Raw genomic sequence first — 13,332 nt, forward strand, 5'->3', positions numbered from 1 at the left:
TACGAGCAGCCTGGTCCGATTCTGATAATTCGCTGGAGAGCGCACCGATTGGACATCCACCGTGGTATTGACGCTCAATTTGGAGTTGCACAATCGCATTGCGCCAGGATCGCAGTGCTTCCATGCTGTCCAAGTGGCTCAGCAGAGGCTCCTGCGAAGCCAGCACATACTCAGTCTGATACACAACGACCGCCAAAACGAGGTCACGCTTCTCCTCGAAGTAATGGTACAGCTGCGAAGCACTCACCTGAGCCTCCCGCTGCACATCCTCGACGGTTGTACCAGCTACTCCACGTTCAAACATCAGTTTGGCCGCAGCGGCGACGATTCGAGCACGCGTTTCCTTTCCTTTTTTTGTTAAACCTTGTTCCTGCTTCATATCAATTCTCCTTTCCATAACGGCTGAATATCAGCAAATGTGACCTTCATGTTTTTGAGAAAGAAGGATACAACCTGCTTTTTTTTGAATAGGTTCGATCTTATAGCCGAATCTCGAATGATACTTTTCAATGAGTACTCAGAAAGGTTGATTCGTTCAAAAAATCTCCGGAAGGCGTATGCCCCCGGAGATTTTTTATAGATTCATGCTTTGCTTGCCATCGATCGGGCGACGTCGGCGGCGCTGATTACAGCCAAAAAATGATACCCAAGATGGGGGAGGTAATAAACGTTCTTCCATTCGGCCGTAGCAAGCTCGTTAATGCGAAGTCCAGTACTTACGAGGAGAAACAGAAGAGCGTAAGTAAAAAAATCACTCTGTTTAAAATGCTCGAGCAACGCTTTTACTTCATGCTCATAGAGATCGCGGTCGACTAGTTCATCGGCCGGCTGCGCTACTTTTTTCATGAGACGAGTGAGGTCGGAATCAATCGCTTCCTTTATATATATATACCTTAGAAACTGTTTGACGACAGTTGCTCTTTTTCGAAATGAAGTATTGGCATATCGCGAAGCGAGAACGTCCTGATAAATAAGAAGGTCTTCCGGATCCATCTGCCGTAGTCCACCGTAATTCTCTGCAAAGTCCAAAAAATGCAAAAGATCACGAAGATATTCTTTTTTCGTTCCTTCCGTTCGACTGGTTCCATATGTGGGTTCGTCATGTAGAAATAGATACATAAGTAACCTGTCAGGCACATTTGCCCAATCGGTGTTTTTAAAATGCTCAGCGCTTAATTTAGTAAAAATGGAAGGGTTAAGCCATTCCTTTGGAGTCACAATGTTAGATAACGGGGTTAGGACTTCTGGGATCGGTATTTTATTTGACTCAATTATCTTAATTTCTTTAATAGCAATAGGTTGCACCCTACGTCCCCCTATCTAGAGAAGTAAACACTACACTAGTAGTAGTGAGGAAAATATATCACTTTACTTTGTATCGTATCATATTCGATTTTTAATTTATAGGTGAAATAATTGATAATTTTGGCATCTTATATTCAATATCATAATTTAAATATTTAATAACGATATTATGATATTGACTATGGTAAATTATGGTGGTAAAATTTACATCAATTAAAGCGTTATAGCATTAAAGTATTAATCTAGATTTAAGGGGAGAGGGAAAAAAATGTTTACAGTAAAGTTTGCTTCAAAACGAGTTGAGAAAGAAATGAGTGCTTTTAATAAAGAAGATAGGTTAGCGATTGAACGTGTGATCCAAGAGCTCTCACTTAACCCACGTCCTATCCATTTGGACTATGGATCAGTGAATCGATGTACAGAAGTGAAACGTGTTAAAGCAAAACGAGTGAGATTGTTCTATATGATTGACGAGAAGAGGGAGGTTGTACAAATCGGGAAGATTGAGAATCGTGATTCGCATTGTTACGGAAAAGATCCTCGTGAATGGTTTCGTGCCAGTTAGAAGAGTGAAGGATTAGAGTAGCTTCTGTTCCAATTGCAGCTTTTGCCTTTCCAATTCCTCCAATTTACCTAGCAGTGTGGCATTGGAGATGCCATTTGCTATGGCGTTGACTATGTTCGTAACCTGACATTCGATGCGCCTCTAAAGTCTTGGTTTGGTGTTCTTTCTCACCTTTTACGCTGGAATCCTTGGATTATAAGCGTGTAGGAAATTTTCGAAAATAAAAAAATATTGTCAAAAATCAAAAACTAGGTTATTATACGAAATGTAAGCGCTTGTTCAACGGAAAACATACTATTTCAACCGAAAGGAGTAAATGTGTTAGAATTGTACATTAAAATCTAACCGCTTACATTTATTATGAAATAATATTATCAAAACGAAAACAGAGGATTATTTTTCAATTCGATAAAACGACAAGTTGGAAAGTCTGCAGCCAGCAAAAAAGTGCATGAAAGTTAGTTTTTTTACTTAAAAATCTAACCGCTTACATTTATTACGAAATATTATTATCAAAAACAAAACAGTGGATTTTTCGATTCGATAAAACGGTCAGGTTAAATGTCTGCATAGTAAGAAGAAGCGTGATGAATTGATGTGTTCCTCAGACTTACAGAGAAGTAGTTCGGTGTGTAATGAAGTTATTACCTTCTGTCTAATTTGCAAGGAAGAAATCAACGTCGTCATTATTTCATGTGTCATCTCGATCGATACAAAGTGGGTATTTTAGTTGAAAGCAATTGTTTTTTATCTCATATCAACTAAATGATCAAGCACTGATTTTGAGGTTGTGCCAGAAAATGACTTAAAAAAATCGATGAAAAGAGGCAATGCCAATGAGGAAATTATTATTCGGCAAAATTTCCACTATCTTGCTCTTAACAATGACGGTAACAGCTTGCGGTACAAATCCTTCAACTTCTAAGTCTTCAACATCACCCGATGGCAAGCCAACCACGCTTACATTCGCTGTGGCGGAATACGATGCGCAAATGAAGACTGATATGCAAGATGTTATTAATCGCTTTCAAACTGAGAATCCAAACATCAAAGTTAATTTGCTTACAAGCAACTGGGATGATTTCCATGATCGACTCGTAACATGGATTGCAGGAAATCAAGCGCCCGACATTGCCAATTTGTCCGGTTTATGGGTCGGTGAATTCAATGATATGGGTGTCCTTCAACCAGTTGAGCAATATGTGGACAAGCCGTTCCTTTCGAGCTTCTATCAAGCTCCATTAAATTCGTTTAAAAAAGATGATAAATTATTTGGTTTACCGTTCTTCCTTGATCCGCGCGTTCTTTATTACCGCAAAGATCTGTTCGCACAGAAAAACTTGGCTCCGCCGAAAACTTGGGATGACATATACAACGCAGCTAAAGCATTGAATGATCCGCCAAATGTATATGGATTCGGTGTTGGTGGCAAATATCCAAACGTAATGACGGGCTTTGAGTATTTCTACTTTAATGCAAGCCCTAAAGTGGCACCTTTACATTTCGGACCTAATCATGAGCTTCTATATGATAGTGCAGATGGAGTTAAAGCGCTCTCATTCTTAAGTAAATTAGTTTCTGAAAAATTAACGAATCCAAATCCGACGGATGTAGAGTGGGAAAACGGCGTTCAACCTATTTTCCAATCCGGAAAACTGGCCATGATGATTACAGGTCCTTGGTTTGCAGGTATGCTGGATCAAGATAAGAAAGTGGAATATGGTATGGTACCAATGCCGACCGGGGAAGCGAACATGCAATCACATGCTGTCATGGAACCGGATGTCATTTCAGTATTCAATGGGGATAAAACGAAAAAAGACGCGATTGGAAAGTTCCTTGCGTATCTTTATAAATCGGACAATCGGTTGACATTTGCCATCAATCACGGAAACATCCCTGAAATCGAATCCGTTGGGAAAGATCCGAAATGGGCTGATTTACCTAATAATAAGTTTTTTGCTTCTCAATTGGATAATGCTATCAATAAATACTCGGATACCGGGAAATACGGCGATCAGTTCGACCATATCGTTACGGACGAAATTCAAAAAATGTATCTAAAAGGCCAAACACCGGTAGACGCATTGAAACAATCTGCGGCAAAAACGAAAGATTTATACAACAAAAAATAGTCAAAGCAAGCTTCATTAATGAAAAGAGGAGGTAGGAGTGTGCAATGTCTATAAAATCGGAAAAGACTCATAACCACGCCTCGGCGGGCTCTGAACGAGAAAAAGGAAATATTTGGAAAAAGTCGTTCATTGGAAAAGTACTACCGTATTTATTAGTCCTGCCGCTTCTCCTGCTTGTCTTTTTAACGATCGTATATCCGATGTTTGTAACATTGCTGCAATCGGTATCAAAGGTTAGCAGGATCGGCAAAATCCAATCTATTGGATATTTGGGCAACTACAAATCCATATTTCAATACGACGGACTTGGCGGCGTAATTTGGCAAACCTCTTTATGGGTCATTGTAACGGTAGGCGTAGCATTTGTTCTCGCTTATTTGTTGGCCCTGTTGCTAAATAACAATTTTCGCTTCCGCGGTCTGGCCTATATGCTTGTCATTTTACCATGGGCTGCTCCATTAAGTATTGCCACGTTGTGTTGGATGTGGATATTTCATGGGGAACTGGGTCCGTTAAACCAAATTTTAAAGTACTTTCACATTATTAACGCTAATCATCATTGGTTAGGTACACCTAGCTCTGCGATGATCACGGTGTTGGTTGTTGGGATTTGGTCCAACATATCATTTATCGTAGTAACGCTTCTTGCAGGGCTTCAATCGATCGGGAGCGATATTTATGAAGCATCCTCTTTGGACGGAGCGGGGCCAGTCAGAACATTTTTCAAAATCACTTGGCCGCTTATGCGTTCCGTTAATCAGTTAGTTATTGTTCTCTCTGTACTGTGGTCCTTTAATGCATTTCCGATTATTTGGATTCTAACTAAAGGAGGACCGGCTAATAGCACTGACACCTTGGTGACTCTGATTTATAAGCTGTCTTTTGTTCAAATTGATTTTGGCCAAGCGGCTGCGTTCGCGGCTTTTACATTCTTTATTATGGTCATCTTTACAGTTGTATATTTTGTCATTAGCGGGGGTGAGGATAAATCATGAGCCAATTTAAAAAAAATAGTTGGGCCAGTGCTCGATGGTTTTTCTTAATTCTTCTAATCATTGCTTTAGATTTTCCGTTTTTCATTATGTTGATCACTTCCTTGAAAACGAAAAGTGATGTTTACGCTAACTTGACTATTTTACCGTCAAAGTGGATGTTTTCAAATTTCAAAGCATTATGGAATCAAGTGCAAATGGGTGCCTTCTTCACGAACAGTATGAAGATTTCGTTTGGAACCACTGCATTGGTTCTAGTGATCAGTATTCCAGCGGCTTACGCATTAAGCAGATTGGAACTGTTCGGGAAAAAACGATACTTGCTCTGTTGCTGGTAGTCCAAATGTTTTCTCCGATTGTCATTCTAGTACCGTTGTATAAGATGTTCTCATCTTATCATCTACTAGATAATCAGTGGTCTTTAGTTATTGTTAACAGCACGTTTTCCGTTTCATTCGCTGTTTGGTTCATCTATACCTTTTTTAATAGTGTGCCCGTTGATATTGACGAAGCGGCACAAATCGACGGCGCCAGCCGGCTGCAAGCTTTGATTAGAGTTATTGGTCCATTGGCTTTGCCGGCTATTATGACATCTGCGATCTTTACATTCATCAACGCTTGGAATGAGTTTTTGTTTGCCTTGACGTTCATTCAGAGTGAATCCAAAATGCCATTAACTGTAGGCCTGTTCAGTTTTGTTGGTAGATATGACATCCAGTGGCAGTATCTAATGGGTGCGGCTTTGATCAGTACGCTGCCAGTTCTTATTTTGTTCTTGTTAATTCATAAGCAATTGGCGAAGCAAATGATGTCAGGAGCAGTCAAATAGAATAAAGGAGCTTATAAAAATGAAAATTGCTTGCAGTTCACAATCCTTCGATTTAGCGTTACTAAACGATGAAATGAGTTTAGAAGAGTTTTATTCATTCTGCTCGACGTTCGATTTTATTAAAGGTGTCGAACTGGAAGATAAACATCTTAAGTATCCTCATGACGCTGAATATTTAGCACAAGTTCTTGAACTCAGTAAAAAATTTGGATTGCCAATTGTTAATCTGGCTTTCGATTGTAATTTCGGCTATAAGTCGGAGGAAAAATTAGAAAAGGAATTGGTTCGTGTCCGCACGTGGGTAGAAGTAGCCAAAGCGTTGGAAATTCCTCGATTCCGATTGTTTGCAGGTTGGCCCGATGAGAATAAGGAAAATCAGTGGCCGAAAATGATCGAGTATTTGAAGCAAGGTGCGGCGATTATCAAAGAAGCAGGCATGACGGTTGTTGTGGAAAACCATAATCATGGCGGTTTTTTATCTAACAGTGATGATGTGGTTAGAATGTTTGATGATGTTGGTTCGGATGTTATTACTCTTTTGCTTGATACGGGTAATTATGTAGACGAGCTTCCAGGTGTTTTGAAAACAGCGAAGTGGTCTGGACATGTGCATGCGAAAGTAAAGGAAATCGACGATACCGGAAGACCGATAACGATTGATTATCCTCCAATGGTGAAAGTGCTCGCCGAGAACCAATATAACGGTTTTCTGTCTATTGAATACGAAGGTGACTTGGAACCTAAGCAAATTGTGAAAAGTTTCGGAAATTTTTTAAACGATCAGATCAAATTACAATCAAATTAAACTAGAGGAGTGTAGAGAAAATGAAAATTGGTGTAGTTGGCGCAGGTAATATGGGTGGTTTGCACGTATCATTGTTTAAAAACCGTACAGATGTAGAGTTTGTAGGGGTTACGGATATCGATCTCGACAGATGTAACAAATTCAGTGAAATCCATGGCGGCAAAGCATACAAAAATGTACAGGAAATGATTCAAACCGGCGGTGCGGAAATCGTGTTCGTCACGATCCCAAACACGAAGCATAAACAGGTTATTTTGGACGGATTAAGAGAAGGGGCTGTCGTTTTTGGAGAAAAGCCATTCGTAACCAGCATTGCTGACGCGGACGAAATCATGACAGAACTTGCGGGCAAGCAAAATCGTTTGTATAACGGATTTAACCGCCGTTTCGCACCTGTATACGCAAAGGCGAAAGAACTGGTACAACAAGGTTTCCAAGTGCGTTCCGCTAATATTATTATGAACGATGGAGATATGACATCTCCTCCTTGGGTCACCAATACAGCATTAACCGGTGGTTTTTTGTATGATACAACGATCCATATGTTCGATATGGTCCGTTTCCTTGTAGGAGAAATCGCTGAAGTTCGCTGTATTGCACAACAATGCCATTATCCGCTGCAAGATAATTTCTCGTTCATATTCACTACTACAAGCGGGCAGTCCATTGTAATGAGTTCGAACGGCCATGCATCTTGGGCATATCCTTCCGAGCGCATTCAGCTTTGGGGCGATCATGCAACGATCGTTACGGAGGAATTGGACAATGTTATGCACTGCGGTTCCAATAAATCTACACTTGAGATTACGGACGTGAAGAACTTGGATCGCAACATGAAATGGGGATATGCGCAAATGCATGAAGATTTCTTAGGTGCAATTGCAGCAAATCAACCGTTCAGTATTACTCCTGAAGATGCCTATAAATCTGTGCTTATCACAGAATCATGCTATATTAGCGCCGCCAACGGCGGAAAAGCAATTCAATTATAGGAGGGCGTCAAGATGAACTTATTTTATAACTCACAATTAGCTATTTCTCCGATTAATTGGACGAATGACGATATGACGGATCTTGGCGATCACTACTCCTATCAACAAATCATGGATGAAATGAGAGATTTGGGATTTAAGGGTACGGAACTTGGTCGCAAATATCCTAAAGATGTCACCACACTTCGCAATGAGCTTGGAAGCCGTGGGCTTACGCTAACCTCCGGTTGGTGCGATATTTTGTTCTCTGATCCTACGGCTGCCGATTCGGAGGCGATGGATAAATTTAAAGCGCATGTATTGTTTTTGAAGGAAATGGGTGCCCGTTACGTAGTAACGGCCGATGGCGCAGGTTCCGTTCATTGGGATCCGAGGGAAGATCGCTCGGAGAAGGGTGTTCGCAAATATACAGACGAGCATTGGGCTTCTCTTTGTGAAAATTTGAATGCCGCAGGCGAATTTTGTCGCTCTCATCGAATGACGTTGGTATACCATATTCATGCTGGTACAGGCGTGGAAACGATGGAAGAAACGGACCGCTTATGTTTAGGAACGAATCCGGATGTAGTTTCACTGCTTGTGGATACGGGGCATTTGTACTATTGCGGTGTTGATCCTGCTGAAGTCGTTCGTAAATATGGCGACCGCGTCAAATATATTCACTTAAAAGATGTCAGACAGGACGTATTGGATCGTGTAAAAAAAGAAGATATCAATTTCAACGATGCGGTGCGCCTTGGCGTATTCACTGTGCCGGGGGACGGAGTTATCGATTTCAAACCGGTTTTCGAGGCGCTTGCTGAAGCAAATTATCAAGGGTGGCTGGTCATTGAGGCGGAGCAAGACTCGTTGGTGGCAAATCCGATTCAATATTCGAAAAAGGCGCAGGAATATATACATTCCCTAACGAATTTGAAAGCATAAGAAAAGTTAATGGGATGAGGTTGAATCTTCATATGTCAGTTACCATCTATGATGTTGCGAAAGAGGCTGGAGTTTCCGTAGCGACTGTATCCAGAGTCATCAATCAACTTGACGGTGTCAGAATAGCTACTAAACAGCGGGTTTTGAAAGCGGTCGAGCAGCTTCAGTATCAATATAATCCGGCCGCGGTAGCCCTTGCTACGGGAAAAAGCAATGTGATCGGCCTTATGATACCCAATATCCGCAATCCATTTTATGCCGAGGTGGCAGAAGGAATATACCGTGAAGCCATGAACAAAGGAGTAAATGTAATCACCCTGAATCTTCTTGACGGCGAAAATTCAGACGAAGGGCTTCGGCTTCTGAACCAATACTCAGTAGATGGTTTACTGGCAATGGATATTTCCAAAGAAATGCTCGGCAAGGTTTCAAGTCTTGTTGAGCATGTAGTTCTTGTCGGAAATGATTATCTTGACGGCAGAACAAATTGCATTGTGACCGACAATTTTACCGGCATTCAGATGATGATTCGGCACCTCATAGAATTGGGACACGAGCGAATTGCGTTACTCTCGGAAAAATCCGGATATGATGATGTGAAAGACCGTATTCGCGCCTACCAATATTGTATGGAAGAGGCAGGTCTATCGAGTGCTAGGCACGTGGTTTATGCCAATGGCGCTGATATTGAAAATGGTGAAAAATCAGGGAAAAAATGGATTAAAGAAGGCTTGCATCATTCTGCAGTCGTGGTAACCAACGATATGTTGGCTATAGGACTTATAAAAGCGCTGAAATCGGCGGGAATGAGCATTCCACGTGATATTTCAGTTGCTGGTTTTGACGGAACATGGGTTTCTACCATCGTTGATCCCACTTTATCCAGTGTGGTCCAACCTAAGTATGAGATGGGGACTTCAGCTATTTCACTAATTATGGAAAAGATACAGTCTCCCCTTTCTTCCCCCCGTAAAATCGTATTAAGTCCAACCTTACAGATTGGAGGTACCACGGCCGTACTCAATACTCAAAACTGACGGGAGAACAGCGATGGAAACAATTCGTCTAACGATGTCGCAAGCGCTGGTTAATTTTCTGGATAACCAATATATCGAAGTTGACGGTCAAGTATATAAGTTTGTGAAAGGCGTCATGGGGATATTCGGCCACGGTAACGTGACGGGGATTGGTGAAGCCTTGGAACAGCATACAGGCGAGCTTCAATTCATACAAGGTAAAAACGAGCAGGGCATGGTACATGCCGCTTCTGCTTTTGCCAAACAAAACAATCGGCTGCAAATTTTCGCTTGCACCACCTCGATCGGACCGGGCGCGCTCAATATGGTCACCGCGGCTGCGACTGCGACTGTAAACCGCATCCCCGTACTGCTTCTGCCAGGCGACAACTTTGCCTGCAGACAGCCAGACCCAGTCTTGCAGCAAATCGAGAATCCGAGCGACTATACGATTTCTGCTACTGACGCGTTTAAGCCGGTGAGCAAATATTGGGACCGCATCGTAAGACCGGAGCAGTTAATGACAGCGGCACTGAACGCGATGCGCGTGCTGACGGATCCGGCGGACACAGGCGCGGTTACACTCGTTTTGCCCCAAGATGTACAGTGCGAATCGTATGATTACCCAGTGGAATTTTTCCGAAAACGCGTGCATTCCGTTCAGCGTCGCGCTGCAGCAAGCGCAACCTTAAAGGCGGCGGTTGACCTTATCGCGAGTAAGAAAAAACCGTTAATCATTGCCGGCGGGGGTGTACATTACGCGTTGGCTGAGAACGAACTTGCCCATTTCGCGGAGACCTTCGGCATTCCGGTTGGCGAAACGCAAGCAGGTAAAAGCGCGCTGCCGTGGAATCATCCGCTTAACGCAGGCGCGATCGGGGCAACTGGTACTTTAATGGCCAATATACTCGCCAAAGATGCGGATCTAGTCATCGGTATTGGGACAAGGTTCAGCGATTTTACTACAGCTTCTAAAAGCGCATTTCAGAATCAGGATGTACAATTTATAAGCATCAACGTTAATGCTATGGATACGGTGAAGCTAAATGCGTTCGGCGTGCAAGCCGATGCCAAAGAGGCGCTCTCCGCACTGCATGCTGCGTTGTCACAATTAGATTACAAGACCACTTATGAACCTGGGTATATGCAATCACTTAAGGAGACATGGGATGGGGAAGTGGACCGGTTGTACGCCATGGAATTGGAAGAGGGACTTTCTCAGACACGCGTGCTTGGGGAAATCAATCGTTGGATGGATGACAGCAGCGTGATCGTTTGCGCAGCAGGCAGTCTTCCGGGCGATTTGCATCGTCTGTGGAGAAGCGTACAGCCGAAAACATATCACATGGAATACGGATTCTCTTGTATGGGTTACGAAGTTTCGGGTGCTTTCGGAGTCAAATTGGCAGAACCCTCCCGCGAGGTTTATGCCATGGTGGGTGATGGGAGCTACCTGATGCTGCATTCTGAACTTGTAACGAGCATGCAAGAAGGTTATAAGATTAACGTGTTATTGTTCGATAACCACGGTTATCAATGCATTCATAATTTGCAAAGAGCGCATGGTAGCGAAGGCTTCGGCAACGAATTCCGCTACCGCTCGGAAGACACAGGAAGCGCAAAAGGACCATACATGCCGATGGATTTCGCTGCTCAAGCCCGCGGTATGGGAGCTAAGACATATACGGTAACTACGATTGCCGAGCTGCACGAAGCGCTTGAGATGGCGCGGAAGGAAACGGTTTCGACATTGATTGATATCAAAGTATTACCGGGTACGAACACGTCCGGTTACGAATCTTGGTGGCGTGTGGGCGTAGCGGAAGTATCCACGAGTCCCAAGGTACGCCAGGCCTTCGAGAACATGCAGACAGAAGTCGCGCAGAGCAAGGAGCGGGGATTATGGGCAAATTAATTGTTCCTTGCCAAGACCAAGCGGCAGCTGACGGAAACGTACTTACGATCACTCCTGAATCTGCGGGTTGGCAGTACGTTGGCTTCAAGGTCTACAAACTACTTGAGGGCCAAGAGCTGAAGCAGCAAACGGAAAACACGGAGGTTTGTCTGGTGCTGCTTCGTGGCAAAGCAAACGTCGAGACAAGAAAAACGAAGTGGGAAGCAATCGGCGAGCGCATGGATGTGTTTGAGAAGATCCCGCCATACTCGTTATATGTCTCTTCCGATGATCATTTCATCATAACGGCATTAACGGATGTGGAAGTCGCGGTTTGCTCAGCGCCAGGGAAAGGTACCTATGAAGCAAGGCTCATAGCACCGGAGAATGTCGGCGTCGAAATCAGAGGCGCTGGCAATATTGAGCGGCTGATCCACAATATTTTACCTGATCAGCAACCAGCGGACAGCCTCTTAGTCGTTGAAGTTTTCACGCCGGAAGGGCATTGGTCCAGCTATCCCCCACATAAACATGATCGTGATCTCTTCCCGGAAGAGACTTATTTAGAAGAAACATATTACTTCGAGACAAATCCGAGTCATGGTTTCGCCATTCAGCGTGTTTATACGGATGATCTGTCCCTGAATGAGACCATGGCGGTGAAGAATCGTGAAGCGGTGTTAGTGCCGAAAGGTTATCATCCCGTTTCGGCTCCTCCGGGCTATGAGGTTTACTATTTGAACGTGATGGCCGGCCCTGTACGTTCGTGGAAGTTTACGAATGATCCCGAACACGCATGGGTGATGCCGCATAAGCTTGCGCAGAAACCGTTAGGGAGTGAAGGCAAATGAACAATTTACGATTTGATACTTCAAAATCCATAGATTTTATGGCGGTTGGGCGCCTGTGCATTGATCTGAACGCGAATGAAATCAATCGGCCGATGGAAGAAACCGTCACATTCACCAAGTATGTCGGAGGCTCGCCTGCCAATATCGCAATCGGCATGTCCCGACTCGGGATGAAGACTGGCTTTATCGGAAAAGTCGCCGATGACCAAATGGGCAGATTTATCATGAACTATTTAAATAAAGAGGGAATTGATTCTTCTCAAATTGCTGTTGATGATACGGGATGCGTGACAGGTCTTGCTTTTACTGAAATCAAAAGCCCGTCCGATTGCAGCATTCTCATGTACAGGGACAATGTCGCGGATTTAATGCTGCACCCGAAGGAAATCTCCGAAGATTACATTAAGCAGTCGAAAGCGCTGCTCATCTCCGGTACCGCATTAGCTAAAAGCCCATCGCGCGAAGCCGTATTCATGGCGCTGGAGTATGCCCGCAAGCATAATGTCGTTGTCTTCTTCGATATCGACTACCGACCTTATACATGGGTCTCCAAAGAAGAAACGGCTGTTTATTATAATCTTGCTGCCGAGAAGTGCGACGTCATTATCGGTACAAGAGAAGAATTCGACATGATGGAAGCGTTAGAGAGCGGTGCCGATCAGAGTGACGAACGGACAGCGGGCAAATGGTTTGACTATCAGGCCAAGATTGTCGTGATTAAGCACGGCAAAGACGGGTCGATCGCCTATACCAACGAAGGACAACAGTTTAAAGGCTCCATTTTTCCAGCGAAGGTAGTGAAAACCTTCGGCGCAGGAGACTCTTATGCAGCAGGGTTCATATATGGTTTGATGCAAGGGTGGGAAGTGTCCGCCTGTATGAGATACGGCAGCGCAGCAGCTTCCATTGTCATTTCCAGCCATAGCTGCTCCGATGCGATGCCTACCGCCGAGGAAGTTGACCGCTATATTGAAGTAAGCCTTACAAATGAAATCGTACTCTAATCCTACTGAAAGGCAGGGAA

13 protein-coding genes are annotated in these 13,332 nt (G+C 43.6%); 11 read left to right on the top strand and 2 right to left on the bottom strand.

The annotated features are described in order from the left end of the window. A partial coding sequence (locus BLT91_RS27875; protein WP_141225105.1) for a TetR/AcrR family transcriptional regulator occupies positions 1-379 on the bottom strand: 379 nt, incomplete at its 3' end. 203 nt (positions 380-582) lie between these two features. Then, a complete protein-coding gene (locus BLT91_RS27880) occupies positions 583-1,305 on the bottom strand; it encodes a tyrosine-type recombinase/integrase (RefSeq protein WP_090827254.1) in 723 nt (240 codons plus the stop codon). 268 nt (positions 1,306-1,573) lie between these two features. On the opposite strand from BLT91_RS27880, the gene BLT91_RS27885 reads away from it, so the two are divergent. From BLT91_RS27885 to iolC, 11 genes are all read left to right on the top strand, one after another. After that, positions 1,574-1,870 carry a hypothetical protein gene (locus tag BLT91_RS27885; protein ID WP_090827256.1) on the top strand — a complete coding sequence of 99 codons (297 nt, stop codon included), beginning with the start codon at positions 1,574-1,576 and terminating at the stop codon, positions 1,868-1,870. A gap of 836 nt (positions 1,871-2,706) precedes the next feature. Further along, complete coding sequence (locus tag BLT91_RS27890) at positions 2,707-4,005, top strand: ABC transporter substrate-binding protein (protein ID WP_175532560.1); 1,299 nt, start codon at positions 2,707-2,709, stop codon at positions 4,003-4,005. Between the two features lie 44 nt (positions 4,006-4,049). Then, positions 4,050-5,000 (top strand): carbohydrate ABC transporter permease, encoded by a 951-nt coding sequence (locus BLT91_RS27895; protein WP_090827261.1) that lies wholly within the window; start codon positions 4,050-4,052, stop codon positions 4,998-5,000. Positions 5,001-5,178: 178 nt separating this feature from the next. After that, the gene (locus BLT91_RS27900) at positions 5,179-5,826 is read left to right on the top strand and encodes a carbohydrate ABC transporter permease (protein ID WP_141225106.1); all 648 of its coding nucleotides are present in this window, start codon (positions 5,179-5,181) and stop codon (positions 5,824-5,826) included. A gap of 19 nt (positions 5,827-5,845) precedes the next feature. Next, positions 5,846-6,631: a sugar phosphate isomerase/epimerase family protein gene (locus tag BLT91_RS27905; protein WP_090827265.1), complete on the top strand. Its 786-nt coding sequence runs from the start codon at positions 5,846-5,848 to the stop codon at positions 6,629-6,631. 20 nt (positions 6,632-6,651) lie between these two features. Further along, positions 6,652-7,623 carry a Gfo/Idh/MocA family protein gene (locus BLT91_RS27910; protein ID WP_090827267.1) on the top strand — a complete coding sequence of 324 codons (972 nt, stop codon included), beginning with the start codon at positions 6,652-6,654 and terminating at the stop codon, positions 7,621-7,623. 12 nt (positions 7,624-7,635) lie between these two features. Continuing rightward, the gene (iolE, locus tag BLT91_RS27915; protein WP_090827269.1) at positions 7,636-8,547 is read left to right on the top strand and encodes a myo-inosose-2 dehydratase; all 912 of its coding nucleotides are present in this window, start codon (positions 7,636-7,638) and stop codon (positions 8,545-8,547) included. Positions 8,548-8,579: 32 nt separating this feature from the next. Then, positions 8,580-9,584, top strand: coding sequence for a LacI family DNA-binding transcriptional regulator (locus BLT91_RS27920; protein WP_175532561.1), 1,005 nt, complete (start codon positions 8,580-8,582; stop codon positions 9,582-9,584). A 13-nt stretch (positions 9,585-9,597) separates the two neighbouring features. Continuing rightward, entirely contained in the window at positions 9,598-11,478 is a 1,881-nt protein-coding gene (gene iolD, locus BLT91_RS27925; RefSeq protein WP_090827273.1) for a 3D-(3,5/4)-trihydroxycyclohexane-1,2-dione acylhydrolase (decyclizing), read from the top strand. After that, entirely contained in the window at positions 11,466-12,308 is an 843-nt protein-coding gene (gene iolB, locus BLT91_RS27930) for a 5-deoxy-glucuronate isomerase (RefSeq protein ID WP_090827275.1), read from the top strand. Before iolD ends, iolB begins: the two co-directional genes overlap by 13 nt. Next, positions 12,305-13,312 (top strand): 5-dehydro-2-deoxygluconokinase, encoded by a 1,008-nt coding sequence (gene iolC, locus BLT91_RS27935; RefSeq protein WP_090827276.1) that lies wholly within the window; start codon positions 12,305-12,307, stop codon positions 13,310-13,312. Before iolB ends, iolC begins: the two co-directional genes overlap by 4 nt. Positions 13,313-13,332: the final 20 nt, after the last annotated feature.

This window comes from Paenibacillus sp. yr247 (assembly GCF_900103825.1).
Lineage (GTDB): Bacteria > Bacillota > Bacilli > Paenibacillales > NBRC-103111 > Paenibacillus_E.

Coding starts and splice junctions, on each gene's coding strand:
- BLT91_RS27895 (WP_090827261.1), top strand. CDS start 4,050: ATGTCTATAAAATCGGAAAAGACTCATAACCACGCCTCGGCGGGCTCT.
- iolB (WP_090827275.1), top strand. CDS start 11,466: ATGGGCAAATTAATTGTTCCTTGCCAAGACCAAGCGGCAGCTGACGGA.
- BLT91_RS27890 (WP_175532560.1), top strand. CDS start 2,707: ATGAGGAAATTATTATTCGGCAAAATTTCCACTATCTTGCTCTTAACA.
- BLT91_RS27900 (WP_141225106.1), top strand. CDS start 5,179: ATGGAATCAAGTGCAAATGGGTGCCTTCTTCACGAACAGTATGAAGAT.
- BLT91_RS27910 (WP_090827267.1), top strand. CDS start 6,652: ATGAAAATTGGTGTAGTTGGCGCAGGTAATATGGGTGGTTTGCACGTA.
- iolE (WP_090827269.1), top strand. CDS start 7,636: ATGAACTTATTTTATAACTCACAATTAGCTATTTCTCCGATTAATTGG.
- iolD (WP_090827273.1), top strand. CDS start 9,598: ATGGAAACAATTCGTCTAACGATGTCGCAAGCGCTGGTTAATTTTCTG.
- BLT91_RS27920 (WP_175532561.1), top strand. CDS start 8,580: ATGTCAGTTACCATCTATGATGTTGCGAAAGAGGCTGGAGTTTCCGTA.
- BLT91_RS27905 (WP_090827265.1), top strand. CDS start 5,846: ATGAAAATTGCTTGCAGTTCACAATCCTTCGATTTAGCGTTACTAAAC.
- iolC (WP_090827276.1), top strand. CDS start 12,305: ATGAACAATTTACGATTTGATACTTCAAAATCCATAGATTTTATGGCG.
- BLT91_RS27885 (WP_090827256.1), top strand. CDS start 1,574: ATGTTTACAGTAAAGTTTGCTTCAAAACGAGTTGAGAAAGAAATGAGT.